We start from the raw sequence: 26,098 nt of genomic DNA on the forward strand, positions 1-26,098 counted from the left end.
ATGGGCAGGCCTCACATGAATTATCACCAGTACTACCCGATTGACGTCGTCAACGGCCCCGGCACCCGCTGCACGCTGTTTGTCGCCGGCTGCGTGCACCAGTGCCCCGGCTGCTACAACAAAAGCACCTGGCGGCTCAACTCCGGCCAGCCGTTTACCCCGGAGTTGGAAGACCGCATCATCGCCGATCTGAACGATGCGCGCGTGCCGCGCCAGGGGCTGTCGCTCTCCGGCGGCGATCCGCTGCACCCGGCCAACGTGCCGAGCATCTTAACGCTGGTGAAACGGGTGCGCGCCGAGTGCCCCAGCAAGGATATCTGGCTGTGGACCGGCTACCGGCTGGCGGAGCTGGACGCACAGCAAATGCAGATAGTGGACAGAATCAACGTGCTGATCGATGGCAAGTTCGTGCAGGATTTGAAAGACCCGGCGCTGATCTGGCGCGGCAGCAGCAACCAGGTGGTGCATAGGTTGCGTTGAGCTGATAGCTCGTGTCTCGACGTGTGTTAATACAAAGTCGGCATGATACGGCTACGGCACAGAGCTAAACCTGATCTGATAGGCGGCTTTGTGCCAGGAGCGGACCTTGCTACCATTTACTGTGTTAATATCCTCTTAACGTAAGCTAGGAAGTTAAACTGCTTCTTAAAATATCAACTTTGGAAATCTCAAAAGGAACACCCTATGGCCACTACTATGTTTTTTGAAGAAACAATCAAGGATCAAGGAGGTAAAACTTCTATGGATCTGGAACTCGGTCGATCTTCATACTATGCCGAAGACAGCATCTATATAACTGTCGATGGGAAAACCGTAATAATGGATCGGGAAACGGCGAAGAAATTTGTTGATGCTGTAGTTTCTGTCGGTTCCTATAATGGTCTAGTGGAGTAATGTGGTGCCTGCCACTCATTACGGTCAATCGCGCAGAGTTAAGGTTGTTTCTTAACTTGGCGTGAAACCTGCCTTTAGTCGTTTGGATTGCCCCGTACCAAGAAGCGGAAGTCCCTTCTCATTAGGAATTTGACAAAGAGTATCGTTTGGATTTATTATCACTTGTTAAAATTAATAAATACTTTATTTCCCAGTACTGATGTTTATGATGGCGCGCTATCATATGTATCATATTCGCAATTGGTCCGACTGTTTCCATTCGCGCTACAGTCAACCAAAAATTCAGTTATCTTTTCTAAAGGCTTCTATGCGTACAGTACAGCACATAATAGATACTCGGTCGATTAAACGTGTTCTAAATATTCTCCCTGACCACTGGGTGATTCGGGAGTTAACCGAGCGTGATTATGGAATTGATCTTATTATAGAAATTTTTGAAAAAAACAACAAAGATAAGAATGATCGTGACGTATTCGTCTCAACAGGGGCAATATTTCATGCGCAGGTTAAAGGTACAAACTCAGCATTAAAAGTAGATGAAAATAATAATATATCCTTTTCATTAGATAAGGGGGGGTTACTCTACACAGAAAGATTCAGTACACCTTTCTTGCTATTCAGAGTTGATGTTTCGTCAGACAATGCGGACTCATATTTTGTATGGATTCAACGCTATGTAAGGGATGTTCTCGACTTAACAACGCCGGGATGGAGAACTAGTGGACAAAATTCATTCACAATAAAAATCCCTGAGCATAACAATATATCTTCAAGTTTCGAAAAAATAGAACGAATTGCATCATGGCCACGCTTAATACAAGAGATGATGGAATTCCACGAGAGCTACTTTCATCTTTCATCACAGTTAAAAAACGCAGCGTTAGGGGATTATAATATTAACAAGGATTCCCTGGCACACATGGTAACCTTGGCAAGGAGAATAAAAAACCTGCAAACCATATATAAATACAATCACTGTTGCATTACTAAATCATGTGCAGAGGAATTATTATCATTTGTCCAATCACTTAATGTCAGTAGTGTTCCATCCAATTTTTCAAATATACCTCACCAACAGAATCTTGACCTTTTAGCTAGCAGTATCTATAGCCTTCTAGATAGTGAGGGTTTTATAGCGGAAAATGAGTGCAATACAGTTTATTAAAATTAAAAACAACCAGTTTGCAAATTACTTACTTTGCAAACAGCATGATGTTTCTAGTTTGTTGTGCTGCCCAATAATATATTCATAGCCATCAAAACTTTAAAATACAATCATAATTATAGGTTGGCTGATTTGCACTACTCAAGAAAATATCATTTAATTTTTCCCTGCCTTGTGGCCATATATCATGTTCGCTCCTCGCTCATAAGGGACAACCATACTCAAATCTCCAACATTGCAGGAGATTTGAGTATGAACATGTCACCGTGGAACAAAGACCGTATCATCGGCCAAAAAAGACCACTTCAGATATCTCATATATGGGGGATCCGAATCCGGCTTGAACTGGAAGGTAAAACGCGTGATTTAGCTCTGTTCAATATGGCCTTAGACAGTAAGCTACGAGGCTGCGATCTGGTGAACCTCAAAGTATCTGATGTTGCATATGGTAGCTCAGTTTCAAGCAGAGCAACGGTGCTACAACAGAAAACCGGTAGCCCTGTGCAATTTGAGATAACCAAAGGGACAAGAGAAGCTGTTGCTGCATTGATAAAGCTTGGCAATTTGCACAGTAAAGACTTCTTGTTTCGTTCTCGGATCGGAACTAACCGGCACATATCAACCCGACAATACAGCCGAATTTTTCATGGGTGGGTAGAAAAGCTTGGCCTCGAAGCTTCGCTTTACAGTACACATTCCATGAGAAGAACAAAGCCTTACCTGATATACAAGAAAACCAAGAATCTCCGGGTGATCCAACTTCTGTTGGGACATAAGAAACTGGAAAGCACAGTCCGTTATCTGGGCATCGAAGTCGATGATGCGTTAGAGATCTCTGAATCGATTGAAGTCTAAGGTTGTCAGGGCTGCAACAGCAGCCCTGTGTCAACAGCGGAAGTAGCTAACAACAGTTTATGTGGAGAAGCTGTGAGCAGGTCAATCATTACTAAAGTGATAGTACCCATGATCCTCTGCATATGAGGCCATTGATTCATGATCATTCGGGTCAATTAATTCATAATACTCCTGAGGGGTATAATGTGTTCTGTTTGTGTAGTGATCTGCTACCCCGGCCGCAGCTAATTGAGCATAACCATTTAGTTTCAATCCACAAGCTGGACATGAAAATACAGTTGGAATTACTGAACGCCTAGTTATTATCTCTGTCCCTTTGTTTTCCACTTGCTCTTTCCCATATTCATTCCCATGAACTGTAGCAGTACAAGAACATGCTGGGCATTTCACCTTGTGATGCTTTTTATGAGAAAGATCTTCGCCTTGCTGTTCAGCGATTATCTTTATTGCCTCTTTCTCTCCCAATGATTTATCATTAAAAACTTTCTCATAAGCATTGATTTGAGTTATTACATATTTTTTTACCTGTTTATCAAGTTCAGTAATAATTTCATGAGCCGCTTTTGCTTCATCTTCACCAAACAGCTCTTCTAGATTTTTATCTTGCGCTTGTGATAACACTCTACAACATTTATAAAATGCCCCAATCCATTGTTGAGGTTTATATTCAACAAAAGCGGCGGTGCCTGAGTGAACCTCTTCATTTCTACGTCCGGCCAAAGCCAAAGCTATCGTGATCTCCTCCTCATTGAAATCTGGAATCAAATCTTTGCAAAGTTTCAATACCTGAGATGTAGATATAGACTTAGCCTGCGAGATATTCGCGTTAAGACCTAAAGCTGCAAGGAGATTTTTTTGATCTTTATCAGGCTCAGCAAGTAAGCACGGACTAAAGTGTGAGATAGTTGACCGTGAAAGTAACTCAAGCCCCATTGCGCACCATAGCCCAAAAATCTCTGAATCTCTGTCATCATTAAATGCTCTTTGAAAATAAACCTTACTTTTTGACCACAATGAATCATTATCCCAACTCATTTTTCACCTCACGTAAGCTCTAAATATTTTTCGGATTTCATGCTTGTTCTCGACCTTACTCCTTCCATGAAGCATGTTCCAGTTATTAAGAACCAAAGCATTTGAACCCGACCAATTAAAATTAATTAAATTCATTCCTCGGACTACCTCATGAAATATCTCTATAAACTTCCTACCTTGTTCGTTTGCGGGTGTCATTATATTCGGGTCGAATCTGAATCCATTTCCTAATGGAGAAGAAAATTTTAAACCTCGATAGTTCACACTTTCATATGTATGAACTTTAAATATAGCATCATTAATGATTTTCTTTTCGCTTTCAGAGAAAACGTCTACTATATCTCTCCACGACAAGATGGTTGTTGATGTTGTGCTAGCCTCGGGTGACCACATTATTAAAAATCTTGCTGGTATTGCCCAAAAGGCAGTATCGGTGTGTAATGGGAATTCGGCAAAACCGAAATTTTGACTGAAAGAACCTATTTTGGCATTAACACCGTCATTTGCTATAATCACATCGTATACTTCGCCATTAGGGTGAGGAATTATTTCACCTAAACTCTTAGCCAACGATAGAAAGCTCTCTACTGAATCGCATTCTTCTACAATATTATATTTATTCATATAAAAACACATAGTGATAGACGTTAAAAACACGATATATGTTATAAAATTCACCAGTTTGACACTCTAACTGCAATTATCCATCCTATCATGGCTATAAAACAGGTCAACATTCTATCAGTGTGGTATTACTTTCAGCGTTGCGATAAAGAGATTTAGTATTTTCTATCTTAAACATCCGACGCCAGCTCCTCACTCATAGCCGCTCTGGCCTGCTCCCAGTTGATTAGATAGAATGCCCATAGCTATGTCCGCTCCTCGTTAAAAGCAGCCCCTTCGCTCAGTTAACGCATCCGCGTCGTGCCAGAAGCGGACGTTGCTAACAACAGTCTGAGTTGAACAATGGGGAGCAGGTCAAGAGAACGGATAAGTCCACGTTTACTGATGTAGCTGTTTTGCAAAAATACGCCCAGACGTTGTGGTCTTCGGCCACTTACCCTACACATTGTGGGTACAGATTTGGCATGGCTGAGCCAGGTTATTTTGTTGGTATCAAAAACGTCGTGATCACAAGATTTTTCAGGAAGACGGGGACTCTCCCACGTCACCTTAGGAAACATTTTATGAAAACAGCAATTACCTTGAATGAACTCGTAATGGCTACAGCTCATGCTCGTGAGCAATACCGTTTACACGGTACGTACTTCTGGCAGGCTATGTATGAGTCCAGATACGTAGAACTTGGTCAGCTGGCTTACGATCAACGGAGAATGGTGCTCAAATCTCCTGCTGCACTGGAAGCTATGTATCGGTTAGCCATTGATGTGGAATAGTCAGGGGTAAATGGCCTCCCAGGAAGGCCATTGTTGACCAGAATGAAGAACGCTATCAAGCAGGTGGGCTTGCTCAACCCTTCACAAACCCGACAAGGATTTCTGGGTGTACTAGTACAACTCCCCCCTCGCCGATAACGCCCCCGGATTTTCGCTCTGAATAAAGCCATTCGTTTTTCTGCCTCCGAATGGCTTATATAAACCGCGGTGCCGTTTCTTAAGCGTTCAAGGGCGGCATCCACCCTTTCACGCAGCGCTTGCTCCACGAACATCGCCTCTACGTCCATTTCAGGTTTATTCCGCTGTTCCATTTCCATCTCCTCCATTGAGATAGCGTCAAGTCACGAATCCGTTACACCAACCCCATCCCCACCACGCCGGTCACCGCGCCGCACAGCGCCACCAGCGCCGCCGTCAGGCACAGCGCGCGGGCGGAGAAGGCTTTGTTGAGCATCAGCAGCGAAGGCAGGCTGACCGCGGGCAGGGTCATCAGCAGCGCCAGCGCCGGGCCTGCGCCCATGCCCGCCAGCATCATGGTCTGTACGATCGGGATTTCCGCCGCGGTGGGGATAACAAACAGGCAGCCGACGATCGCCAGGCCGATGATCCACAGCAGGCTATTGTCGACGGCGCCGTCAGCGTGCGGGAACAGCCAGACCCGCGCCGCCCCCAGCGCCAGCACCGCCAGCACGTAGATCGGGATGGTCGACCAAAACAGCGCCCACAGCGCTTTGCCCCAGCGGACAAGGAACGGCTGCTCGTCGTTCTGCGCCATCATCATCACCGGCGGCTGCGGCGCGGCGGGCTGCGGATCGTTGGCGGTCACGCGCTGCACCAGCCAGGCGATGCCCAGCACCATCACCACGCCCGCCACCAGGCGGATAGCGGCAAACGGCCAGCCGAGCACAAATCCCATAAACACCAGCGTCGCCGGGTTCAGTACCGGGTTAGCGAGCCAAAAGGCCAGCGCAGCGCCGCTGGACACCGACTGGCGGCGCATGCCGGCGGCAACCGGTGCGGCGCAGCAGGTGCACATCATGCCCGGCAGCGCGATCAGCGCCCCCAGCACGGTACCGGAAAAACGCCGGTGGCCGAGCGTGCGCGCCAGCCAGTCGCGCGGGATCAGCACCTGCACCAGCGAGCCTAACAGCACCCCGAGCAGCGCCGCCTTCCATACCGCGGTGAAGTAGACCAGCGCGTACTGCCAGGCCGCCAGCCAGGGGCTCGCGGCGCCGTCGGCCAGGATAGATTTGCCGATCGAGTGGCTGTCCGCCGCCACGAACGCCTTGCCGTAGTAAGGCTGCCATTTGACGTAGTAGAGGCCAACGGCCACCACCAGCAGAAACAGGATCGGTTTCCACAGCGGCCAGGCGCGTGGGGCGTGTTCAGGGGCGTTCAGAGATTGCGGCATGGTAGCGGCCAGAGTCAGTCAACAATGGCGCCAGCATAGCGCGCCGCCGCCGCCCGTGCACGCCCGCGCTGTCCTAAATAGTTCATCTGTTCGCCACCGACGCGTAACGCGATTGTCATCTGTGCCCGTCACCATGATGCCGACGAGAAAACCACAGGGTAGACGCCCGATGAAACGCACCGCTTCCGCCTTCATCGCACCGCCATCGGCATGACGAGGTTTTTATTATGATGGAGTTATCTAGACATCCGACCACTTACCCCACCCGCTATCAGCAGATCGCCGCGCAGCTGGAACAGGAGCTGCGCACGCAGTACCGCTGCGGCGACTACCTGCCTTCGGAACAGCAGCTGGCCGAGCGTTATCAGGTCAATCGCCACACCCTGCGCCGCGCGGTGGATCAGCTGGTAGAACGCGGCTGGCTGCAGCGCCGCCACGGCGTCGGCATTCTGGTGTTGATGCGGCCTTACGACTACCCGCTGCACGCCAATACCCGCTTCAGCCAGAACCTGTTCGAACAGGGCAGCCATCCCACCAGTGAGCGCTTACTCGCTGTCTTGCGCCCGTGCAATGGGCATGTCGCCAGCGCACTCTCGCGTGAAGAAGGCGAAATGGTGATCCACCTGCGCACCCTGCGCCGCGTCAACGGCGTGCCGATGAGCGTGATCGACCATTATCTGCCCGATCTGGACTGGTGGCCGGCGCTGCAGCAGTTCCACAGCGGTTCGCTGCACCAGTTTATCGAACAGCACCTGCAGCAGCCGCTGACCCGCCGCCAGACGCGCATCAGCGCGCGCCGCGCGCAGGCCAAAGAGAGCCGGCTGCTGGAGATCGCCACCCACGCGCCGCTGCTGTGCGTGCGCACCCTTAACGTCCGCAGCGGCGGCGAAGACGTGGCGGAATACTCCGTCAGCCTGGCCCGCGCCGACATGATTGAACTGACGATGGAGCACTGAATGCAAGCCTTAGAGTCGAGACAACGCTGGATGTCGGTGCTGGCGCACAGCCGGCCCGAGCAGCTGCGCAGCCACTGGCAGGCGCTGAACCTCAGCCCGGGTTACCGCAGCATCCGCGCGCCGGAGATCGGCCTGGCCCAGCTGCAGGGGCGCATGGGCGCCACCGGCCGCCGCTTCGTATTGGGGGACATGACGGTCACCCGCGCGGTGGTGCAGCTGGACAACGGCGGCTACGGCTACAGCTATATCGCCGGGCGCGACAAGGCGCACGCCGAGCTGTGCGCGCTGGCCGATGCGCTGCTGCAACAGCCGGAACACGGCGAACGCCTGCAACAACAGCTGATCGCGCCGCTGGCCGCGCTGCAGCACGAGCAGCGCCAGCTGCGCGCCCGGGCGATCGCCGCCAGCCGGGTGGACTTCTTTACGCTGGTGCGAGGGGATTAAGCCATGAGTTTATTGACCGGTTTTGAACAACCGATAGACCAATCGCAGCACGCTTTTCGTTTGATTCTTAAAGCCTTGAGCGAACCGGGCCACCGGGTGACGCTGCCGTCCGGCCCGGCCTGGGCGCCGCTGAACGCCGCCAGCACCGCCGCGCTGCTGACGCTGGCCGATCAGGAAACGCCGCTGCAGCTGTGCGCTGCGCTCAAAAGTGAGCAAGTGCTAACCAACATTCGTTTTCACAGCGGCGCGCCGCTGGCCGCCACGGCGCAGGAGGTCTGTTTTGCCCTGTTCGATGAGCAGCTGCAGGCCGCCGATCTGCAGGCCTTACCGCACGGCACGGAAATCTCGCCGGAATGCGGCGCCACGGTGGTGGTGCAGCTTGCTGAGCTGGAGAACGGCGCCGCGCTGCGCCTGACCGGCCCCGGCATCGAGAATCATCGCCTGATTGCGCCGCGCCTGCCGCCGGCGCTGCTGGATTATCTCGTCAACCTCCCGCAGCGCTTCCCGCTCGGGCTGGATATCTTGCTGACCTGCGGCGATCGCCTGCTGGCGATCCCGCGGACCACCCGCGTGGAGGTGTGCTGATGTACGTAGCGGTAAAAGGGGGCGAAAAAGCCATTGAGGCCGCCCATCAGCTGCAGGAACAGCTGCGGCGCGGCGACGAGGCGCTGCCGGCGATCGGCGCGGAACAAATCGAACAGCAGCTGGGGCTGGCGGTAGATAGGGTGATGACCGAAGGCGGCATCTACGATCGCGAGCTGGCGGCGCTGGCCATCAAACAGGCCAGCGGCGATCTGGTGGAGGCGATCTTCCTGCTGCGCGCCTATCGCACCACCCTGCCGCGCCTGGCGGTCAGTGAGCCGCTGGCCAGCGAAAACATGCGGCTGGAGCGGCGCATCTCGGCGGTTTACAAGGACTTGCCCGGCGGGCAGGTGCTGGGGCCGACCTATGACTACACCCACCGGCTGCTGGACTTCGCGCTGCTGGCGGAAGGCGAGGCGCCGCGCGCGCCGCAGGCCGACGAACCGCTGCCGGACAACTGTAGCCACGTGTTCGATCTGTTGTGTCGCCAGCAGCTGGCGCGGGAGGAACAGGACGACGGCAGCGCGCCGGACGACATCACCCGCAACCCGCCGGTTTACCCCTGCTCACGCTCGGCGCGCCTGCAGCAGCTGGTGCGCGGCGACGAAGGTTTTCTGCTGGCGCTCGGCTACGCCACCCAGCGCGGCTACGGCCGCAACCACCCGTTCGCCGGCGAGATCCGCACCGGCCACGTTTCGGTGGAGATCGTGCCTGAAGAGCTCGGTTTCGCCATCGATATCGGCGAAATCCTGCTGACCGAGTGCGAAATGGTCAACGGCTTCGTCGATCCAAAGGACCATCCGCCGCACTTCACCCGCGGTTACGGGCTGGTGTTCGGCCGCGCCGAACGCAAGGCGATGGCGATGGCGTTGGTGGATCGCGCATTGCAAAGCCCCGACTACGGCGAAGGCGTCGCCGGCCCGGCGCAGGACGAAGAGTTCGTGCTGGCCCACGCCGACAACGTCGAGGCCGCCGGCTTCGTCTCCCATCTCAAGCTGCCGCACTACGTCGACTTCCAGGCCGAACTGGAACTGCTCAAGCGGCTGCGGCAGGAATACAGCGAGCGTCAGGAGGCCCGCGATGAGTGAAGTATTGACCGGCTATAACCTCGGTTATCTGGACGAGCAGACCAAGCGCATGATCCGCCGCGCCATCCTCAAGGCGGTGGCGATCCCCGGCTACCAGGTGCCGTTCGGCGGCCGCGAGATGCCGATGCCCTACGGCTGGGGCACCGGCGGCATTCAGCTCACCGCCAGCGTCATCGGCCGCGCCGACGTGCTGAAGGTGATCGACCAGGGGGCCGACGACACCACCAACGCAGTGTCGATCCGCCGCTTCTTCCAGCGCGTCGCCGGGGTGGCCACCACCGAACGCACGCCGGAGGCCTCGCTGATCCAGACCCGTCACCGCATTCCGGAAACCGCGCTGCGCGAAGACCAGATCCTGATCTATCAGGTGCCGATCCCGGAGCCGCTGCGCTTTATCGAACCGCGCGAAACCGAGACCCGCAAGATGCACGCGCTGGAGGAGTACGGCGTGATGCAGGTGAAGCTGTATGAAGACATCGCGCGCTACGGCCATATCGCCACCACCTACGCCTATCCGGTGAAGGTCAACGATCGCTACGTGATGGATCCGTCGCCGATCCCGAAATTCGACAACTCGAAAATGCACATGATGCCGGCGCTGCAGCTGTTCGGCGCCGGGCGCGAGAAACGCATCTACGCCCTGCCGCCGTTCACCAAGGTGGAGAGCCTGGACTTCGACGACCATCCGTTCAGCGTGCAGCAGTGGGACGAACCCTGCGCGCTGTGCGGCTCGCGCCACAGCTACCTGGACGAGGTGGTGCTCGACGATCGGGGCAACCGCATGTTCGTCTGTTCGGACACCGACTACTGCCGGCAGCAGCTGGCGCAATCTTCGCAAGAGGCGCAGCACTGATGACTTCCACCCCTTTGAGCACCACCCCGCTGCTGTCGGTGAACCGGCTCACCCACCTGTACGCCCCCGGCAAGGGCTTCAGCGACGTGTCGTTCGACATCTACCCCGGTGAAGTGCTGGGCATCGTCGGCGAATCCGGCTCCGGCAAAACCACGCTGCTGAAGTCGATCTCGGCGCGGCTGGCGCCGCAGCATGGGCAGATCCTTTACCGCCCGCAGGCGGACCAGGAACACGATCTGTACGCCATGGCGGAGAGCGATCGCCGCCGCCTGCTGCGCACCGACTGGGGCGTGGTGCACCAGCACCCGCTCGACGGGCTGCGGCCGCAGGTCTCCGCCGGCGGCAACATCGGCGAGCGGCTGATGGCCATCGGCCAGCGCCACTATGGCGACATTCGCCGCCAGGCCGGCCAGTGGCTGGAAGACGTCGAAATCCCGCTGTCGCGCCTCGACGATCTGCCGACCACCTTCTCCGGCGGCATGCAGCAGCGGCTGCAGATCGCCCGCAATCTGGTCACCCACCCTAGGCTGGTGTTTATGGACGAGCCGACCGGCGGGCTGGACGTGTCGGTGCAGGCGCGCCTGCTCGATCTGCTGCGCAATCTGGTGGTGGAGATGCAGCTGGCGGCGGTGATCGTCACCCACGATCTCGGCGTGGCGCGGCTGCTGGCCCACCGCCTGCTGGTGATGAAACAGGGCGAAGTGGTGGAGAGCGGCCTGACCGATCGGGTGCTGGACGATCCGCACCATCCTTACACCCAGCTGCTGGTTTCTTCGGTGCTGTCGTAACCCAAGGCGATAACAGATGACTATGCAAATCCGAGTTGAACATCTCAGTAAAACCTTTGTGCTGCATCAGCAGTACGGCACCCGCCTGCCGGTGCTGCACGACGCCAACCTGACGGTCCACGGCGGCGAATGCGTGGTGCTGCACGGCCACTCCGGCAGCGGCAAATCCACCCTGCTGCGCTCGCTGTACGCCAACTACCTGCCGGACAGCGGCCATATCTGGATCAACCACCAGGGCGACTGGCTGGACATGGTCAGCGCCGACGCGCGCCAAATTCTGGCGGTGCGCCGCCATACGCTGGGCTGGGTCAGCCAGTTCCTGCGGGTGATCCCGCGCATCAGCGCGCTGGAGGTGGTGATGCAGCCGCTGCTGGAACAGGGCGTCGAGCGCGCCGAGTGCCGCGAACGCGCCGAAGCGCTGCTCGCTGCGCTCAACGTGCCGCAGCGCCTGTGGCCGCTGGCGCCGTCCACCTTCTCCGGCGGCGAGCAGCAGCGGGTGAACATCGCGCGCGGCTTTATCGTCGATTACCCGATCCTGTTGCTGGACGAACCGACCGCTTCGCTCGACAGCCGCAACAGCGCGGCGGTGGTGCAGCTTATCGAACGCGCCAAGGCGCGCGGCGCGGCGATCGTCGGCATTTTCCATGATGAAGGCGTCCGCCGACAGGTCGCCGACCGGCTTTATGATATGCAGGCGCCGCAGGCGCTGGAGGCCCTCTGATGATCGTCAATAACGTTAAGCTGGTGTTGGATGACCAGGTGGTGCAAGGCTCGCTGGAGATGCAGGACGGCGTGATCCGCAGCTTCGCCGACGGCCCGAGCCGGCTGCCGCAGGCGCTGGACGGCGACGGCGGCTGGCTGCTGCCGGGGCTGATCGAGCTGCATACCGACAACCTGGACAAGTTTTTCACCCCGCGCCCGAACGTCGACTGGCCGGCCCATTCGGCGATGAGCAGCCACGACGCGCTGATGGTGGCCAACGGCATCACCACGGTGCTGGACGCAGTGGCGATCGGCGACGTGCGCGACGGCGGCCACCGGCTGGAAAACCTGCAGAAGATGATCGACGCGGTGATCCACAGCCAGCGCGCCGGGGTGAACCGCGCCGAGCACCGGCTGCACCTGCGCTGCGAGCTGCCGCACGAGAGCACGCTGCCGCTGTTCGAACAGCTGATGGACAAGCCGGGCGTGTCGCTGGTGTCGCTGATGGACCACTCGCCGGGCCAGCGCCAGTTCGCCTCGCGCGAAAAGTACCGCGAATATTATCAGGGCAAATACCACCTCAACGATCAGCAGATGAGCGAGTACGAGGCGCAGCAGGTCGCCCTGTCCGCCCGTTGGGCCGCGCCGAACCGCGAGGCGATCGCCGCCCACTGCCGCGCGCGCCGCATCTCGCTGGCCAGCCATGACGACGCCACCGCCGCGCACGTGGCCGAATCCTGCGCGCTGGGCAGCGCCATCGCCGAGTTCCCCACCACCGAGGCGGCCGCCCGCGCTTCGCACCAGCAGGGCCTGCAGGTGCTGATGGGCGCGCCGAACATCGTGCGCGGCGGCTCCCATTCCGGCAACGTGGCGGCGCACCACCTGGCGGCGCTGGGGGTGCTGGATATTCTCTCTTCCGATTATTACCCGGCCAGCCTGCTGGACGCGGCGTTTCGCCTCGCGGCGGACGAGCGCAACGCCTACGATCTGCCCCAGGCGGTGCGCATGATCACCCGCAACCCGGCGCGGGCGCTGGATCTGCAGGATCGCGGCGCCATCGCCGAAGGATTGCGGGCGGATCTGGTGCTGGCGCGGCCGCACGGCGAGCACGTTTACGTGCAGAACGTGTGGCGTCAGGGCAGGCAGGTGTTCTGATGGCGCGGCTCATCTATCTGATGGGGGCTTCCGGCGCAGGCAAGGACAGCCTGCTGGCCGCGCTGCGGGCCGACGCCGACCGCGCGCCGCTGGTGGCGCACCGTTACATCACCCGGCCGGCGGACGCCGGCTGCGAGAATCACATCGCGCTGAGCGAACCCGAATTTCTGCGCCGCCGCGCCAAGGGGCTGTTCGCGCTCGACTGGCAGGCCCACCAGCAGCGCTACGCGTTCGGGATCGAAGTGGATCTTTGGCTGCTGCAGGGGATCGACGTAGCGGTCAACGGTTCGCGCGCCCACCTGCCGCAGGCGCAGCAGCGCTACGGGGCGCAGCTGCTGCCGGTATGCCTGCAGGTCAACGCCGCGATCCTGCGCCGGCGCCTGCAGGATCGGGGGCGGGAAAGCGCTGAACAGATCGAGCAGCGGCTGGCGCGGGCGGCGGAATATCAGCAGAGTCTGCCCGCCGGCTGCCGGGTGCTGCACAACGACGGCCCACTCGACGATACCCTGGCGGCGCTGCTGGCGCTGCTGCCGACCTCTACCCGACAAGCTCAGGATGCGACGCCATGAACGACTTTGCCCAGCCGAAAATCGGCGACAACGTGACCCTTAACCACACCCGGCTTGGCCAATATGTGCACCTGGCCGACGATGCGATCCTGGAAGAGGTGGAGATGGGGGACTACTCCTACACCGCCGGGCACAACCAGATCTTTTACGCCACTATCGGCAAGTTCGTCTCCATCGCCTCCTATGCGCGCATCAATCCCGGCAACCACCCGACCTACCAGCGCATCGCGCAGCATCACTTCACCTACCGCGCTTCCGAATACGGGCTGGGGGAAGACGACGCGGCGTTCTTCGACTGGCGGCGCGAGCACCACGTCACCGTCGGCCACGACGTGTGGATCGGCCATAACGCCATCCTGATGCCGGGCGTCAGCGTCGGCAACGGCGCGGTGATCGGCAGCGCGGCGGTGGTTACCAAGGACGTGGAGCCTTACAGCATCGTTGCCGGCGTGGCGGCCAAAAAGATCGGCATGCGCTTTGACGACGCGCTGATCGAGCGTATCGAACGCAGCCAGTGGTGGCACTGGGATCACGCTACGCTGCAGGCGCGGCTGGCGGATTTTCGCGACATCAACCGCTTTGCGCAGAAGTACCTTTAACGGAGGGGGAACGATGCAACTGACCTTTCTCGGCACCGGCGGCGCGCAGCAGGTGCCGGTGTTCGGCTGCGACTGCCCGGTCTGCCAACGGGCGCGGCGCGAGCCGGCATTTCGGCGGCGAGCGTGCAGCGCCATGCTTAACTATCAGGGGGAAACGACCTTATTGGATGCGGGATTGCCGGCTTTGGAGCGGCGATTTTCGGCGGGGCAAATTCAACGTTTTTTACTGACACATTACCACATGGATCACGTTCAGGGGTTATTTCCTTTGCGTTGGGGGTGCGGAAATTCCATTCCGGTGTATGGTCCGCCGGATGAACAGGGCTGCGACGACCTGTTCAAACACCCCGGCATTCTGGCGTTTCAGCCGCCGTTGGCCCCCTTCGCCACCGTCGAGCTGGGCGGCATGCGCATCACCCCGCTGCCGCTGCAACACTCCAAACTGACCCACGGCTACCTGATCCAGGCGGCGGGCGCTTCACTGGCCTACCTGACCGACACCGTCGGCCTGCCGCCGGCCACCGCCGACTATCTGCAGAATGTGGCGCTGGATCTGCTGGTGCTCGACTGCAGCCTGCCGCCTCAGCCGCAGGCGCCGCGCAACCACAACGACCTGACCCGCGCGCAGGAGACGCAGCGGTTGCTGCAGCCCAAACGCACGCTGCTGACGCACATCAGCCATCATCTCGATCGGTGGCTGCTGGACAATGAACTGCCCGCCGGCCTGGAGCTGGCGTTCGATCACCTCAGCGTCAGTCTCGGTAGCAATGCAGCCGATCCGATTCCAGCACCCTGACCCCTTCGCCCGGCGTGAACGCCTGCTGCTGCAGCGTTTGCGCCACATCTTTGGCGGCGACCGCCCGCCATTTGCCGGGCAGCAGCCTGAACAGCGGCAGCGTGAGGCGCTCCGTCAGGCGCGGCGCCGGGCGATCCCCCACCAGCATGGAAGGCCGCACCAGCGTCAGGCGCGGCCAGCGCTGTTCGCGCAGCGCCTGCTCCATCTCGCCTTTGGTGCGGTTATACAGGAAAGTGGAATCCGCGTTGGCGCCCAACGCGCTCACCACCAGACAGTGCTGCGCCCCCAACCGGCGGCCGGTCAGCGCGCTCTCCACCACCAGTTGGTAATCGACGTAGCGGAAGGCATCGGCGCTGCCCGCCGCCCGGCGGGTGGTGCCCAGGCAGCAGAACACCAGATCGACCGGCTGCTGCAGGCCGCTCAGCAGTTCGAACAGCGCATCGCCGACCGGATTGGTCAGCTTGCCGTGCGGCGGCAGCGGCGTGCGCGTCGGCGCCACAATGGCCGTAATCTGCGGATCGCTTTGCAACCGCTGCAGCAACTCGCGCCCCACCAGCCCGGTTGCGCCGACTAACAGTGCTCGCGCCATGCGATCTCCCGTTGTAATCAATACGTCGACTTAAAGTATAGACCGCGCCCAATGCAGCTTCTTGCCGAAACCAAGGGTGTTGTCGGTCATCTTCACCTCGTGCAGATCCAACCGCCATACCGAGGCCTTCATCGCCCTGGCGATCGGGAAGCGCTTGCAGTAACGCGCGCGCGCCGCCTCGGCTTCTTCGCCGCTCAGCAGCACCGCCTCGGCGCGGTACTGCACGCCGCGGATCAGCGCGATGCTTTTCGGCTTAGGCGCGATGGTGCCGACCACCCGGCCGTTGTTCAGCATCAGCCCGCCGTGGCGGGTGTGCGGTTCGGTCATCAGCCACAGCGCCATCGTTGCGGCGTCGAACACGTAAAAACAGGTGGCGCACCACATGTCGAGGCCGTCGCCGGCGCACAGCGTCAAGACGTGTTGCTTGCCGATGAAATCCGCAATCTGCTGCCGTTGTTCTTGGGTATTCAAGGTTACTCGCCTCCCTGTTCACTCGCCTCATCTTACCCTGCGTTGTTGAAGCGAGTCACAAATAACGATAATCATCAAAAATCCCGCATGAATATAAAAGCATTATATTTGAATTTTTACCCACAATAGCATAAAGCAGGTTGATAACATAAATAACACAATGCGGATTTATTTGATCGTTATGCAGCCGGTTATTTGACCGCTTTTTTTATTCCTTCTCGAGCGGCATCAAAATTAAGCGCTCAAGGCCCGAGAACATTAGCAATTCATTTACATGCCAACCTCTGCGTCTGGATGATACTTATGCAACACATTGCATAACCGGTGAATAGTTATTTATCAGAACCGGCATTTATGTGACGATAGTCACGATTTTAAGCCAATCTTGCGCTAAAATAGCGCCATCTTTTCACTCAGCAAGGTGGATTAGAAAATGGAAAACAATAACCGAAAAATGGCGCACATCAGGCGCACAACCCATATTATGATGATGGCTCATCGCAGCTGCTTTAGCTTCGCATTCTTCAACTACAGATAACCCTCACCCTCGCTCTTACGCCGTTGTTAAGAGTGTCTTTGCGTTTCACTTTATTCTCCGCACTCCGGTGATAATGTCTTTCCCCCGCAAACCGGGAAGGGCGCGCAATACATTTTTAATTTCGGCCAAGCACATCCAATATAAATAAAACAGCGAACACAGTTAATGCCTTTCGGCATCACTGGGTTCTCGCACACCTTTATTTTCGTGAAGGCGTTAGCGGCAAATGAAATTATTTGCCGGCGGAATGCCTTTGCCTGAAGAATGAGAAAAATGAAAAAACTAAAAATTGCCGCCAACACCCAAACCCTCGGCTGCTTTGAAACTGAACGCGACATCGTCGATGTGCATCACAGCGATTTCAATGACGTCGCCGCCATCGTGCTGTCGGTAGACGACGTCGCGCAAGGCATGGTGGCGCGCATCGAAGAACACGGCCTGAACATTCCGCTGTTCGTCGCCGTCTGCTGCGAAGAAGAGCTGGATAACGCCGTACTGCCGGCGCTGCACGGCGTGTTTGAACTGTGCGGCAAGAATACCCAGTTCTACGGCAAACAGCTGGAGGCCGCCGCCGCCAAATATGAGAGCGAGCTGCTGCCGCCGTTCTTCAACACGCTGACGCAGTATGTGGAAATGGGCAACGCCACCTTCGCCTGCCCCGGCCACCAGGGCGGCGAGTTCTTCCGCAAACACCCGGCGGGCCGCCAGTTCTTCGACTTCTACGGCGAAACGCTTTTCCGCTCCGACATGTGCAACGCCGACGTCAAACTGGGCGATCTGTTGATCCACGAAGGCGCGCCTTGCGCCGCGCAGCAGCACGCCGCCAAGGTGTTCAACGCCGACAAGACCTACTTCGTGCTCAACGGCACCTCGGCCTCGAACAAGGTGGCGACCAACGCCCTGCTGACGCGCGGCGACCTGGTGCTGTTCGACCGCAACAACCATAAATCCAACCACCACGGCGCGTTGATCCAGGCCGGCGCTACGCCAGTTTACCTGGAAACCGCCCGCAACCCGTTCGGCTTTATCGGCGGCATCGACGCGCACTGCTTCGACGAACGCTACCTGCGCCAGCAGATCCGCGAAGTGGCGCCGGAACGCGCCAACGAAGCCCGCCCGTTCCGCCTGGCGATCATCCAGCTCGGCACCTACGACGGCACCATCTACAACGCCCGCCAGGTGGTCGACAAAATTGGCCACCTGTGCGACTACATCCTGTTCGACTCCGCCTGGGTGGGCTATGAGCAGTTCATTCCGATGATGAAAGACTGCTCGCCGCTGCTGCTGGAACTGAACGAAAACGATCCCGGCATCATCGTCACCCAGTCGGTGCACAAACAGCAGGCCGGTTTCTCGCAGACCTCGCAGATCCACAAAAAAGACAAGCACATCAAGGGGCAGAGCCGCTACTGCAACCATAAGCGCTTCAACAACGCCTTTATGCTGCACGCCTCCACCAGCCCGTTCTACCCGCTGTTCGCCGCGCTGGACGTCAACGCCAAGATGCACGAGGGCAAAAGCGGCCAGCGCCTGTGGCAGGAGTGCGTGCGCGTGGGTATCGAAGCGCGCAAAATGCTGCTGGATACCTGCACGATGATCAAACCGTTCGTGCCGGATCAGATCGACGGCAAGCCTTGGCAGGCCTATGACACCGCGGCGATGGCCAACGATCTGCGCTTCTTCAACTTCGTGCCCGGCGAGAAGTGGCACGCCTTTGAGGGCTATGCCGAGTCGCAGTACTTCGTCGATCCGTGCAAACTGCTGCTCACCACGCCGGGCATCGATACCGCGACCGGCAGCTACAGCGAGTTCGGCATCCCGGCGACCATTCTGGCCAACTACCTGCGTGAAAACGGCATCGTGCCGGAAAAATGCGATCTCAACTCGATCCTGTTCCTGCTGACGCCGGCGGAAGACATCGCCAAGATGCAACACCTGGTGGCTCTGATCGCCCGCTTCGAGAAGCACATCGAGCAAAACTCATTGCTCAGCGAGGTGCTGCCTGCGGTCTATAAAAACCACCAGCAGCGCTACAAAAACTACACCATCCGCCAGCTGTGCCAGGAAATGCACGACCTTTACGTCAGCTATGACGTTAAAGAACTGCAAAAAGAGATGTTCCGCAAAAGTTATTTCCCGCGCGTGGTGATGAACCCGCAGGACGCCAATACCGAGTTCGTGCGCGGCAATGTGGAATTGGTCTCGCTGGCCAAGGCCGAGGGCCGCATCGCCGCCGAAGGCGCCCTGCCTTACCCGCCAGGCGTGCTGTGCGTGGTTCCCGGTGAAATTTGGGGCGGCGCCGCGCAGCGTTATTTCCTGGCACTGGAAGAAGGCATCAATTTATTGCCGGGGTTCGCGCCGGAATTGCAGGGCGTTTATATCCAACAGGATGAGGACGGCTGGAACCGCGCTTACGGCTACGTCATGAAAAATTAATCACCTTACGGGGCGGCGATTATTCTCGCCGCCCGGATCGCATCCTAAAAGAGAAAATGATCATGAGTAAGTCCAATAATAAAATGGGGGTCGTGCAATTAACGATCCTGACCGCCGTGAATATGATGGGTTCCGGCATAATTATGCTGCCGACCAAGCTGGCCGAAGTAGGCACGATTTCGATCGTTTCCTGGCTGGTGACCGCCGTCGGCTCGATGGCGCTGGCCTACGCCTTCGCCAAATGCGGCATGTTCAGCCGTAAATCCGGCGGCATGGGCGGCTACGCCGAATACGCCTTCGGTAAATCAGGCAACTTCATGGCGAACTACACCTACGGCGTTTCGCTGTTGATCGCCAACATCGCCATCGCCATTTCCGCCGTCGGCTACGGCACCGAGCTGTTCGACACCACGCTCAGCCCGCTCGGGATCTGCATCGCCACCATCGGCGTGCTGTGGCTGGCGACCGTCGCCAACTTCGGCGGCGCGCGCATCACCGGCAAAATCAGCGGCATCACCGTCTGGGGCGTGATCATTCCGGTGGTGGGCATCTCGGTCATCGGCTGGTACTGGTTCAGCGGCAGCGCCTATGTCGCCGCCTGGAACCCGCATCAGGTGCCGACCTTCGAAGCCATCGGCGCCTCGATCTCAATGACCCTGTGGGCGTTCCTGGGGCTGGAATCCGCCTGCGCCAACACCGACGTGGTGGAAAACCCGGAGCGCAACGTGCCGATCGCCGTACTGGGCGGCACCCTCAGCGCGGCGGTGATCTATATCATTTCGACCAACGTGATCGCCGGCATCGTGCCGAACATGGATCTGGCCAACTCCACCGCCCCGTTCGGGCTGGCGTTCTCCCACATGTTCAACCCGACGGTCGGCAAGATCATCATGGCGTTGATGGTCATGTCCTGCGTCGGCTCGCTGCTCGGCTGGCAGTTCACCATCGCTCAGGTGTTCAAATCCTCCGCCGACAGCGGCTTCTTCCCGAAAATCTTCTCCAAGCTGAGCAAGGCCGACGCGCCGGTTAAAGGCATGCTGACCATCGTCGTCATCCAGAGCGGTTTGTCGCTGATGACCATCAGCCCGTCGCTGAACAAGCAGTTCAACGTGCTGGTGAACCTGGCGGTGGTGACCAACATCATCCCTTACATCCTGTCGATGGCGGCGCTGGTGATTATTCAGAAAGTGGCGAAGGTGCCGGACAACAAGGCGCGCATCGCCAATATCATCGCCGGCATCGGCGCGCTGTACAGCTTCTATGCGCTCTACAGCTCCGGTGAAGAAGCGATGATGTGGGGCGCCATCGCCACCTTCCTCGGCTGGACGCTGTACGGCATCGTTTCGCCGCGCTTCGAGCTGGCGGGAAAAAAGGGGTAAAGCGGTAAGGCTCCGGCGGCCGGGGATAGGATTGTGATGGGGCGCAATATCACCTCATCACAACCCTGGCCAGCCGACGCTCTCTGTCGCCCACGCAGCTCTAGTGACTGGAATGATTCACTCTCTTTCTTGCTCTCGGGCTTTATTATCAGTAAATCCAAGCCACCACGCATAATCCCTGTTCACTACCGCCATTCATAAATAAAAAGCATCAAAACATCATTGATACCGCTTATATAAATCCATTTAAAACAGCGTTCTCGCTTCGTCACCCGATGTGCGCCAATGCCTTCAGCATGAATAAAAAACCTTATTAAATATGGCGTTAGGATGATTAATGCCGTTTTACAGGGACTTTATTTCCCGAACGCCTAAGCACTTTCTATCATCTGCTCTGCTTTCCGGCGGTGCTATGATCATCGTTGATTTACAACCAATCACCGGCTCATCATCGGAATAAACGGCCAATTATTCACCCCGGAAGTCACGTGACGAGGTTTATATGAAAAACAATGAAAAACTCATTGTGAAAGCAGAAGAGACTCAACTGCCAAAAGATGTGGTTTATGCATTCTTGATGAACACGGCAAAGGAAGACGTCACCAATGCCGCCATGCGTCTTATCGATGAAAACGCGGTTTATACTTCCCTGAACTTTGAAAACAAAGAGCTCAAACAGATCGAGCCCTGGGCGGGCACTTCTCAAGGGCGACAGGTTTACATCGACACCTTTTCAAATGTCGGCACTTACTGGGAGATAAACGACTTCACGATCGGTGACATTCTTGCCGACGGAGGTACCGTGGCCGTATTTGGTCAATTCACCTATACCTCAGTAGCGTTAGGCCATCAGTTCACCTCTCCTTTCGCAATAAAAGCGCAGGTCAAAGACGGAAAAATCGTTTATTTCCAGTTTATGGAAGACACCTATGCTTCCGCGGCTTCATTCCGCGTCAGTGGCGAGTGGACAATTCAGCATCATAAAGGGGAAGAAAACAAATTTACCGTGGGTGTAAAATAATCCCTTATCGTCAAGACGGAATAAACAAACCGTTCCGCCAGTGGTGAAATCCATCGTTAAATCGTGACAAAATAGAGATGCCGCGCTTAGCTATGGCGGCCTGATGTCATCTCTACCCTTGCACAGGACCCCAATGATGGACTTGCCCCACTGGTATCTCTATATGCTGCGTTTACCGAGCGGCATGCTGTATACCGGCATCACCACCGACGTGGCGCGCCGCCTGGCGCAGCATCAGGCCGGCAAAGGCGCCAAGGCGCTGCGCGGCAAAGGGGAATTGACGCTGGCGTTTCACTGCCCGGTGGGGGATCGCTCAACGGCGCTGAAGCTGGAATACCGCGTCAAACAGCTGAGCAAAATACAAAAAGAGCGGCTGGTGAATCACCCGCCGCTGTCGTTGGAGTATTTGTTGCCGGGCGCTAGAAGCGATTAAACGGCGCCGAAAAAGCCACTTCGCCGCTGACGCCATTCAGGGCGTCTTCCGCCAGCGGATACACCTGGAATGCGCTTTCCGTCTCCGGCCAGCGGCAGTGCAGGCCATAGGCGGCGGCCGGTTTAAAGCCGAAGCGGCCGTAGTAGGCCGGATCGCCCAGCACCACCACCGCGGCGTAGCTGAATTCGTTCAGCGAATCCAGGCCTTCGTACACCAGCTTTTCAGCCAGCCCCTGGCGACGCAGACTTTCGTCTACCGCCAGCGGCGCCAGCGCCACCCATTGGCGGTCTTCGCCGGCCACGTCTACCGGGCTGAACGCGGCGTAACCCACTACCCCGCCTTCGTCGTCAGTGGCGACCACGCCCAGCGTCAGCAGGCCGTCTTCACGCAGCTGCTGCACCAGATCGGCTTCGTCGTCGCGGCCAAAGGCGCGGCGCAGCAAGGCGTCAATGCCCGCCGCGTCTACCGGGATCTCTACGCGGATCAGCATGATACCGCCACACGGGAAACCGACGCCGTGCCCTCCTGCAGCCCTGCTTCGACAAAATCAGCCAACTGCAGCAGCCCCATGCGCAGCGGCGCAGGCATGCTTTCCAGCTCGATGGCGTCCATCAAATTTTTCACATACAGGCCCAATTCGGTATCCCCTTCAATCTGCAGCCGACGCTGAAAGAACAGCGTATCCGGATCTTGCTTGCGCGCCGCGATCAGGATCAGATCGTTGGCGTCGCCGCTGAAGCTGACGTCCGCTTCGGCGTGCTGGCTGACCACCAGTTTGTCGTTTTCTACCGTCATAAACCAGTGTAGCGCCAGATCGCGAACTTCGATCTTCAACCAGCGCGATTCGAGAAATTCCAGCTCGCCATCCGCCAACGCCTGGCGGAACTGCCAGCTCAGCACCTGTTGCAGCAACTGGCGCTGCAGGGCGAACGGCGTGAATTTCAGCGGGATGCGCAGCAGCGACGGCCCCTGGCGCACAAGGCGTGCTCGTAGTTGTTCCAACACGGTCATCCACTCCTTTCAATACGGACTACCGCTATTTTGCCACACTGGCGCGCGGCTTCAGCGGTCTATATCAACAAATAGTGCATTTCACCGCCATGTTTATCAATACGCCATAAGCTGCCCCAAATCAAAACCTGTGTGCGCCCCTTTGCCTAAAATGGCCTCCCCGATTCGCGTTTGCCGGCGGAACACCGCCGCCGGCAACCTTTAAAGACAGCGTGCGCCCGGCCGGGCGTACGGCTAAGCCAGGATAAATCTATGGAGCTGCTTTGTCCCGCCGGCAACCTGCCGGCCCTGAAGGCCGCGGTGGATAACGGCGCCGACGCCGTTTACATCGGTCTGAAAGACGATACCAACGCGCGCCACTTCGCCGGCCTCAACTTCACCGAGAAAAAGCTGCAGGAAGCGGTCGATTACGTGCATCGCCACGGCCGCAAACTGCATATCGCCATCAACACCTTCGCCCATCCCGACGGCTACGCCCGCTGGCAGCACGCGGTGGATATGGCGGCCCAACTGGGCGCCGACGCCCTGATTCTGGCGGATCTGGCGATGCTGGAATATGCCGCCCAACGCTACCCGCAGCTGGAGCGACACGTTTCGGTGCAGGCTTCCGCCACCAACGAGGAAGCGATCCGTTTCTACCAACGCAACTTCGAGGTCGGCCGGGTGGTGCTGCCGCGCGTGCTGTCGATGCACCAGGTGAAACAGCTGGCGCGCACCAGCCCGGTGCCGCTGGAAGTGTTCGCTTTCGGCAGCCTGTGCATCATGGCCGAGGGGCGCTGCTACCTCTCCTCCTACCTGACCGGCGAGTCGCCGAACACCGTCGGCGCCTGTTCGCCGGCGCGTTTCGTGCGCTGGCAGCAAACCCCGCAGGGCATGGAGTCGCGCCTGAACGACGTGCTGATCGACCGCTACCAGGACCATGAAAACGCCGGTTACCCGACGCTGTGCAAGGGCCGCTATCTGGTGGACGACGTGCGCTACCACGCGCTGGAAGAGCCCACCAGCCTCAATACGCTGGAGCTGCTGCCGGCGCTGCTGGCCGCCAACATCGCCTCGGTGAAGATCGAAGGCCGCCAGCGCAGCCCGGCTTACGTCAGCCAGGTGGCGCGCGTCTGGCGTCAGGCGATCGACCGTTGTCAGGCCAATCCCGCCGCCTATCGCGCCGACGCCGCCTGGATGGAGACGCTGGGCGCGATGTCCGAGGGCACCCAAACCACGTTGGGCGCCTATCACCGCAAATGGCAGTAGCCGGAGGAAACATGAAATACGCACTGGGGCCGGTGCTCTACTACTGGCCGAAAAACGACATCGCGGCGTTCTATCAACAGGCGGCGGAGAGCAGCGCCGACATCATTTACCTCGGCGAGAGCGTCTGCACCAAGCGGCGCGAGATGAAGGTCGGCGATTGGCTGGCGCTGGCGCGTGAAATCGCCCGCAGCGGCAAGCAGGTGGTGATCTCCACGTTGGCGCTGCTGCAGGCGCCGTCCGAACTGAATGAGCTGAAACGCTATGTGGAGAACGGCGAGTTTCTGTTTGAAGCCAACGACCTGGGCGCGGTCAACATGGCGGCGGAGCGCGGTCTGCCGTTCGTCGCCGGCCATGCGCTGAACTGCTACAACGCCTATACCCTGCGCCTGCTGCGCCGCCAGGGCATGATGCGCTGGTGCATGCCGGTCGAGCTGTCGCGCGACTGGCTGGCCAACCTGCTGACGCAGTGCGACGAACTGGGCTTCCGCCACGACTTCGAAGTGGAGGTGCTGAGCTACGGCCACCTGCCGCTGGCCTATTCGGCGCGCTGCTTCACCGCCCGCTCGGAAAACCGCGGCAAGGACGAGTGCGAAACCTGCTGCATCAAGTATCCGCAGGGTCGCATGATGCGCTCCCAGGAACAGCAGCAGGTGTTCGTGCTCAATGGCATCCAGACCATGAGCGGCTACTGCTACAACCTTGGCAACGAGCTGCCGAGCATGCAAGGGCTGGTGGACATCGTGCGGCTATCGCCGCAGGGCGCCGAGACGCTGGCGCAAATCGACGCCTTCCGCGCCAACGAGTATGGCGAGCAGCCGCTGACTTTGACCGACCACGCCGACTGCAACGGTTACTGGCGCCGCGTGGCGGGACTGGAGTTGGTGTCTTAGCGAGGTAAGCGCCGGCGGCGGACGCTGCCGGCACTGTTTATTTATCAAGATTAATGCGGTCATTTCTACCGTGGAACCAATGGAATAAACTCACACACATCAGGCAGCAGCTTCTGATACCAAAATACGTGAAAACCGCGATGGCCGCATCTACCAAATGTTCTCCGTATGAAATAATACTCAATGAGGAGAACGAGATAAGTAACATACTCAACGTTAGCGCCATCATATTACAAAGCGGGTTTAAAAGACGCCTGTTAACCATAACCCACCCTCTATTTTTGACACTCTAAAAGCGATTGACTCATCACCAGCGACATTGCCCATTAACGCTATTGGCGTTTTTATTCCCGCCCAAGGCACCACCGTTATTCTTATTATTCCCGGCTGGGCTGTTATCTGCGCAAGAGACCGCCCCCATTAAGCCACCGGCAACGGCCATTCCGACCATCCCAGGCGGGCTGCCGGAAAACCGGTAAATGCGCCAATGATAATGCCCATTCCAACCTGATTGGCACAAGAGTTTGGCGCACCTCTGCTTGGCCTATCACGATCGCCGCCGTTATTTCCATCGCCACAACCGCCAATCAGTTTCATCTCGTCAAATGTAAGCATTCTTATTGTTGACATATTATTCCATCCTTTAAATAACACGTTATAGATAAAATTAACGTCAACCATTAACTCCCTAAGCAGGTCGACAATTACAATTACCAAAGTCAAAATAAGAAATCAAATTAAAATAAGAGTGAACATCCCACTAAATAAATCACCTTAACCATATCAATAATAC

General features: G+C 57.6%; 31 protein-coding genes. 23 read left to right on the forward strand and 8 right to left on the reverse strand.

Translation table 11 applies throughout. The annotated features are described in order from the left end of the window. Nucleotides 1-15 precede the first annotated feature (15 nt). The 4 genes from nrdG (at nt 16) to ACP39K_RS15215 (ending at nt 2,914) form a co-directional block, all read left to right on the forward strand. The gene (gene nrdG, locus ACP39K_RS15200) at nt 16-480 is read left to right on the forward strand and encodes an anaerobic ribonucleoside-triphosphate reductase-activating protein (RefSeq protein ID WP_497008633.1); all 465 of its coding nucleotides are present in this window, start codon (nt 16-18) and stop codon (nt 478-480) included. 204 nt (nt 481-684) lie between these two features. Further along, a complete protein-coding gene (locus tag ACP39K_RS15205) occupies nt 685-894 on the forward strand; it encodes a hypothetical protein (RefSeq protein WP_497008634.1) in 210 nt (69 codons plus the stop codon). A gap of 307 nt (nt 895-1,201) precedes the next feature. Further along, nucleotides 1,202-2,059, forward strand: coding sequence for a DUF4365 domain-containing protein (locus ACP39K_RS15210; protein WP_158526710.1), 858 nt, complete (start codon nt 1,202-1,204; stop codon nt 2,057-2,059). A 252-nt stretch (nt 2,060-2,311) separates the two neighbouring features. Next, complete coding sequence (locus ACP39K_RS15215; RefSeq protein ID WP_095846576.1) at nt 2,312-2,914, forward strand: site-specific integrase; 603 nt, start codon at nt 2,312-2,314, stop codon at nt 2,912-2,914. 81 nt (nt 2,915-2,995) lie between these two features. On the opposite strand, the gene ACP39K_RS15220 is transcribed toward ACP39K_RS15215, so the two are convergent. Next, nucleotides 2,996-3,949 (reverse strand): hypothetical protein, encoded by a 954-nt coding sequence (locus ACP39K_RS15220; RefSeq protein ID WP_148666827.1) that lies wholly within the window; start codon nt 3,947-3,949, stop codon nt 2,996-2,998. Nucleotides 3,950-3,952: 3 nt separating this feature from the next. Further along, complete coding sequence (locus tag ACP39K_RS15225) at nt 3,953-4,573, reverse strand: Fe(II)-2OG oxygenase family protein (RefSeq protein WP_158526709.1); 621 nt, start codon at nt 4,571-4,573, stop codon at nt 3,953-3,955. Nucleotides 4,574-5,136: 563 nt separating this feature from the next. Between ACP39K_RS15225 and ACP39K_RS15230 the strand changes: the two genes are divergently transcribed. Continuing rightward, nucleotides 5,137-5,346: a hypothetical protein gene (locus ACP39K_RS15230; RefSeq protein ID WP_004933406.1), complete on the forward strand. Its 210-nt coding sequence runs from the start codon at nt 5,137-5,139 to the stop codon at nt 5,344-5,346. A 352-nt stretch (nt 5,347-5,698) separates the two neighbouring features. Here ACP39K_RS15230 and ACP39K_RS15235 read toward each other — a convergent pair whose 3' ends face one another. Next, nucleotides 5,699-6,757 carry a permease gene (locus ACP39K_RS15235; RefSeq protein WP_497008635.1) on the reverse strand — a complete coding sequence of 353 codons (1,059 nt, stop codon included), beginning with the start codon at nt 6,755-6,757 and terminating at the stop codon, nt 5,699-5,701. Nucleotides 6,758-6,984: 227 nt separating this feature from the next. Between ACP39K_RS15235 and phnF the strand changes: the two genes are divergently transcribed. Genes phnF through phnP form a run of 11 tightly spaced genes read left to right on the forward strand, consistent with a single transcriptional unit; the run spans nt 6,985 to nt 15,289 of the window. Continuing rightward, the gene (gene phnF / locus ACP39K_RS15240) at nt 6,985-7,713 is read left to right on the forward strand and encodes a phosphonate metabolism transcriptional regulator PhnF (protein WP_015376439.1); all 729 of its coding nucleotides are present in this window, start codon (nt 6,985-6,987) and stop codon (nt 7,711-7,713) included. Beyond that, nucleotides 7,714-8,157: a phosphonate C-P lyase system protein PhnG gene (gene phnG, locus ACP39K_RS15245; protein ID WP_019453314.1), complete on the forward strand. Its 444-nt coding sequence runs from the start codon at nt 7,714-7,716 to the stop codon at nt 8,155-8,157. 3 nt (nt 8,158-8,160) lie between these two features. Next, nucleotides 8,161-8,742 (forward strand): phosphonate C-P lyase system protein PhnH, encoded by a 582-nt coding sequence (phnH, locus tag ACP39K_RS15250; RefSeq protein WP_497008636.1) that lies wholly within the window; start codon nt 8,161-8,163, stop codon nt 8,740-8,742. Beyond that, a complete protein-coding gene (locus tag ACP39K_RS15255; RefSeq protein ID WP_021504231.1) occupies nt 8,742-9,827 on the forward strand; it encodes a carbon-phosphorus lyase complex subunit in 1,086 nt (361 codons plus the stop codon). Before phnH ends, ACP39K_RS15255 begins: the two co-directional genes overlap by 1 nt. Next, complete coding sequence (locus ACP39K_RS15260) at nt 9,820-10,680, forward strand: alpha-D-ribose 1-methylphosphonate 5-phosphate C-P-lyase PhnJ (protein ID WP_497008637.1); 861 nt, start codon at nt 9,820-9,822, stop codon at nt 10,678-10,680. The genes ACP39K_RS15255 and ACP39K_RS15260 overlap by 8 nt, the downstream gene beginning before the upstream one ends. Then, nucleotides 10,680-11,468 carry a phosphonate C-P lyase system protein PhnK gene (gene phnK, locus ACP39K_RS15265; protein ID WP_166730530.1) on the forward strand — a complete coding sequence of 263 codons (789 nt, stop codon included), beginning with the start codon at nt 10,680-10,682 and terminating at the stop codon, nt 11,466-11,468. The genes ACP39K_RS15260 and phnK overlap by 1 nt, the downstream gene beginning before the upstream one ends. A gap of 16 nt (nt 11,469-11,484) precedes the next feature. Continuing rightward, nucleotides 11,485-12,189: a phosphonate C-P lyase system protein PhnL gene (gene phnL / locus ACP39K_RS15270; protein ID WP_019453319.1), complete on the forward strand. Its 705-nt coding sequence runs from the start codon at nt 11,485-11,487 to the stop codon at nt 12,187-12,189. Beyond that, entirely contained in the window at nt 12,189-13,325 is a 1,137-nt protein-coding gene (gene phnM, locus ACP39K_RS15275) for an alpha-D-ribose 1-methylphosphonate 5-triphosphate diphosphatase (RefSeq protein ID WP_033638888.1), read from the forward strand. The genes phnL and phnM overlap by 1 nt, the downstream gene beginning before the upstream one ends. Further along, nucleotides 13,325-13,894: a ribose 1,5-bisphosphokinase gene (phnN, locus tag ACP39K_RS15280; RefSeq protein WP_060444783.1), complete on the forward strand. Its 570-nt coding sequence runs from the start codon at nt 13,325-13,327 to the stop codon at nt 13,892-13,894. The genes phnM and phnN overlap by 1 nt, the downstream gene beginning before the upstream one ends. Then, entirely contained in the window at nt 13,891-14,493 is a 603-nt protein-coding gene (locus ACP39K_RS15285) for a DapH/DapD/GlmU-related protein (protein ID WP_048796084.1), read from the forward strand. Before phnN ends, ACP39K_RS15285 begins: the two co-directional genes overlap by 4 nt. A 13-nt stretch (nt 14,494-14,506) precedes the next feature. Beyond that, complete coding sequence (phnP, locus tag ACP39K_RS15290; RefSeq protein WP_261280772.1) at nt 14,507-15,289, forward strand: phosphonate metabolism protein PhnP; 783 nt, start codon at nt 14,507-14,509, stop codon at nt 15,287-15,289. On the opposite strand, the gene ACP39K_RS15295 is transcribed toward phnP, so the two are convergent. Both ACP39K_RS15295 and ACP39K_RS15300 read right to left on the reverse strand, forming a co-directional pair. After that, complete coding sequence (locus ACP39K_RS15295) at nt 15,246-15,878, reverse strand: NAD(P)H-binding protein (protein WP_497008638.1); 633 nt, start codon at nt 15,876-15,878, stop codon at nt 15,246-15,248. The genes phnP and ACP39K_RS15295 overlap by 44 nt on opposite strands. 30 nt (nt 15,879-15,908) lie before the next feature. Continuing rightward, nucleotides 15,909-16,349, reverse strand: coding sequence for a YhbP family protein (locus tag ACP39K_RS15300; protein ID WP_497008639.1), 441 nt, complete (start codon nt 16,347-16,349; stop codon nt 15,909-15,911). A 433-nt stretch (nt 16,350-16,782) separates the two neighbouring features. Between ACP39K_RS15300 and speFL the strand changes: the two genes are divergently transcribed. The 5 genes from speFL to ACP39K_RS15325 all read left to right on the forward strand — a co-directional run bounded on the left by speFL (nt 16,783) and on the right by ACP39K_RS15325 (nt 22,156). Then, nucleotides 16,783-16,887, forward strand: coding sequence for a leader peptide SpeFL (gene speFL / locus ACP39K_RS15305; protein WP_004933443.1), 105 nt, complete (start codon nt 16,783-16,785; stop codon nt 16,885-16,887). Between the two features lie 273 nt (nt 16,888-17,160). Then, nucleotides 17,161-19,323 carry an ornithine decarboxylase SpeF gene (gene speF, locus ACP39K_RS15310; RefSeq protein ID WP_015376427.1) on the forward strand — a complete coding sequence of 721 codons (2,163 nt, stop codon included), beginning with the start codon at nt 17,161-17,163 and terminating at the stop codon, nt 19,321-19,323. A 62-nt stretch (nt 19,324-19,385) separates the two neighbouring features. Beyond that, a complete protein-coding gene (gene potE / locus ACP39K_RS15315; RefSeq protein WP_025305085.1) occupies nt 19,386-20,702 on the forward strand; it encodes a putrescine-ornithine antiporter in 1,317 nt (438 codons plus the stop codon). Nucleotides 20,703-21,204: 502 nt separating this feature from the next. Further along, the gene (locus tag ACP39K_RS15320; RefSeq protein ID WP_004933453.1) at nt 21,205-21,723 is read left to right on the forward strand and encodes a nuclear transport factor 2 family protein; all 519 of its coding nucleotides are present in this window, start codon (nt 21,205-21,207) and stop codon (nt 21,721-21,723) included. Between the two features lie 136 nt (nt 21,724-21,859). Further along, on the forward strand, nt 21,860-22,156 hold the full coding sequence (locus tag ACP39K_RS15325) for a GIY-YIG nuclease family protein (protein ID WP_033634297.1): 297 nt from the start codon (nt 21,860-21,862) through the stop codon (nt 22,154-22,156). Here the strand turns inward: ACP39K_RS15325 and ACP39K_RS15330 are convergent. Both ACP39K_RS15330 and ubiT read right to left on the reverse strand, forming a co-directional pair. Continuing rightward, on the reverse strand, nt 22,143-22,646 hold the full coding sequence (locus ACP39K_RS15330; protein WP_016929312.1) for a GNAT family N-acetyltransferase: 504 nt from the start codon (nt 22,644-22,646) through the stop codon (nt 22,143-22,145). The two genes, ACP39K_RS15325 and ACP39K_RS15330, sit on opposite strands and share 14 nt — an antisense overlap. Beyond that, complete coding sequence (gene ubiT / locus ACP39K_RS15335) at nt 22,640-23,161, reverse strand: ubiquinone anaerobic biosynthesis accessory factor UbiT (protein ID WP_028127577.1); 522 nt, start codon at nt 23,159-23,161, stop codon at nt 22,640-22,642. Before ubiT ends, ACP39K_RS15330 begins: the two co-directional genes overlap by 7 nt. 258 nt (nt 23,162-23,419) lie before the next feature. On the opposite strand from ubiT, the gene ubiU reads away from it, so the two are divergent. Then, the gene (ubiU, locus tag ACP39K_RS15340; protein ID WP_497008640.1) at nt 23,420-24,415 is read left to right on the forward strand and encodes a ubiquinone anaerobic biosynthesis protein UbiU; all 996 of its coding nucleotides are present in this window, start codon (nt 23,420-23,422) and stop codon (nt 24,413-24,415) included. An 11-nt stretch (nt 24,416-24,426) separates the two neighbouring features. Then, nucleotides 24,427-25,305 (forward strand): U32 family peptidase, encoded by an 879-nt coding sequence (locus tag ACP39K_RS15345; RefSeq protein ID WP_033638898.1) that lies wholly within the window; start codon nt 24,427-24,429, stop codon nt 25,303-25,305. Between the two features lie 420 nt (nt 25,306-25,725). Here ACP39K_RS15345 and ACP39K_RS15350 read toward each other — a convergent pair whose 3' ends face one another. After that, nucleotides 25,726-25,986 (reverse strand): hypothetical protein, encoded by a 261-nt coding sequence (locus tag ACP39K_RS15350; protein ID WP_497008641.1) that lies wholly within the window; start codon nt 25,984-25,986, stop codon nt 25,726-25,728. Nucleotides 25,987-26,098: the final 112 nt, after the last annotated feature.

The organism is Serratia sp. EC4 (assembly GCF_059652115.1).

Coding starts and splice junctions, on each gene's coding strand:
- nrdG (WP_497008633.1), top strand. CDS start 16: ATGAATTATCACCAGTACTACCCGATTGACGTCGTCAACGGCCCCGGC.
- ACP39K_RS15205 (WP_497008634.1), top strand. CDS start 685: ATGGCCACTACTATGTTTTTTGAAGAAACAATCAAGGATCAAGGAGGT.
- ACP39K_RS15210 (WP_158526710.1), top strand. CDS start 1,202: ATGCGTACAGTACAGCACATAATAGATACTCGGTCGATTAAACGTGTT.
- ACP39K_RS15215 (WP_095846576.1), top strand. CDS start 2,312: ATGAACATGTCACCGTGGAACAAAGACCGTATCATCGGCCAAAAAAGA.
- ACP39K_RS15220 (WP_148666827.1), bottom strand. CDS start 3,949: ATGAGTTGGGATAATGATTCATTGTGGTCAAAAAGTAAGGTTTATTTT.
- ACP39K_RS15225 (WP_158526709.1), bottom strand. CDS start 4,573: ATGAATAAATATAATATTGTAGAAGAATGCGATTCAGTAGAGAGCTTT.
- ACP39K_RS15230 (WP_004933406.1), top strand. CDS start 5,137: ATGAAAACAGCAATTACCTTGAATGAACTCGTAATGGCTACAGCTCAT.
- ACP39K_RS15235 (WP_497008635.1), bottom strand. CDS start 6,757: ATGCCGCAATCTCTGAACGCCCCTGAACACGCCCCACGCGCCTGGCCG.
- phnF (WP_015376439.1), top strand. CDS start 6,985: ATGATGGAGTTATCTAGACATCCGACCACTTACCCCACCCGCTATCAG.
- phnG (WP_019453314.1), top strand. CDS start 7,714: ATGCAAGCCTTAGAGTCGAGACAACGCTGGATGTCGGTGCTGGCGCAC.
- phnH (WP_497008636.1), top strand. CDS start 8,161: ATGAGTTTATTGACCGGTTTTGAACAACCGATAGACCAATCGCAGCAC.
- ACP39K_RS15255 (WP_021504231.1), top strand. CDS start 8,742: ATGTACGTAGCGGTAAAAGGGGGCGAAAAAGCCATTGAGGCCGCCCAT.
- ACP39K_RS15260 (WP_497008637.1), top strand. CDS start 9,820: ATGAGTGAAGTATTGACCGGCTATAACCTCGGTTATCTGGACGAGCAG.
- phnK (WP_166730530.1), top strand. CDS start 10,680: ATGACTTCCACCCCTTTGAGCACCACCCCGCTGCTGTCGGTGAACCGG.
- phnL (WP_019453319.1), top strand. CDS start 11,485: ATGACTATGCAAATCCGAGTTGAACATCTCAGTAAAACCTTTGTGCTG.
- phnM (WP_033638888.1), top strand. CDS start 12,189: ATGATCGTCAATAACGTTAAGCTGGTGTTGGATGACCAGGTGGTGCAA.
- phnN (WP_060444783.1), top strand. CDS start 13,325: ATGGCGCGGCTCATCTATCTGATGGGGGCTTCCGGCGCAGGCAAGGAC.
- ACP39K_RS15285 (WP_048796084.1), top strand. CDS start 13,891: ATGAACGACTTTGCCCAGCCGAAAATCGGCGACAACGTGACCCTTAAC.
- phnP (WP_261280772.1), top strand. CDS start 14,507: ATGCAACTGACCTTTCTCGGCACCGGCGGCGCGCAGCAGGTGCCGGTG.
- ACP39K_RS15295 (WP_497008638.1), bottom strand. CDS start 15,878: ATGGCGCGAGCACTGTTAGTCGGCGCAACCGGGCTGGTGGGGCGCGAG.
- speFL (WP_004933443.1), top strand. CDS start 16,783: ATGGAAAACAATAACCGAAAAATGGCGCACATCAGGCGCACAACCCAT.
- speF (WP_015376427.1), top strand. CDS start 17,161: ATGAAAAAACTAAAAATTGCCGCCAACACCCAAACCCTCGGCTGCTTT.
- potE (WP_025305085.1), top strand. CDS start 19,386: ATGAGTAAGTCCAATAATAAAATGGGGGTCGTGCAATTAACGATCCTG.
- ACP39K_RS15320 (WP_004933453.1), top strand. CDS start 21,205: ATGAAAAACAATGAAAAACTCATTGTGAAAGCAGAAGAGACTCAACTG.
- ACP39K_RS15325 (WP_033634297.1), top strand. CDS start 21,860: ATGGACTTGCCCCACTGGTATCTCTATATGCTGCGTTTACCGAGCGGC.
- ACP39K_RS15330 (WP_016929312.1), bottom strand. CDS start 22,646: ATGCTGATCCGCGTAGAGATCCCGGTAGACGCGGCGGGCATTGACGCC.
- ubiU (WP_497008640.1), top strand. CDS start 23,420: ATGGAGCTGCTTTGTCCCGCCGGCAACCTGCCGGCCCTGAAGGCCGCG.
- ACP39K_RS15345 (WP_033638898.1), top strand. CDS start 24,427: ATGAAATACGCACTGGGGCCGGTGCTCTACTACTGGCCGAAAAACGAC.
- ACP39K_RS15350 (WP_497008641.1), bottom strand. CDS start 25,986: ATGGTTGACGTTAATTTTATCTATAACGTGTTATTTAAAGGATGGAAT.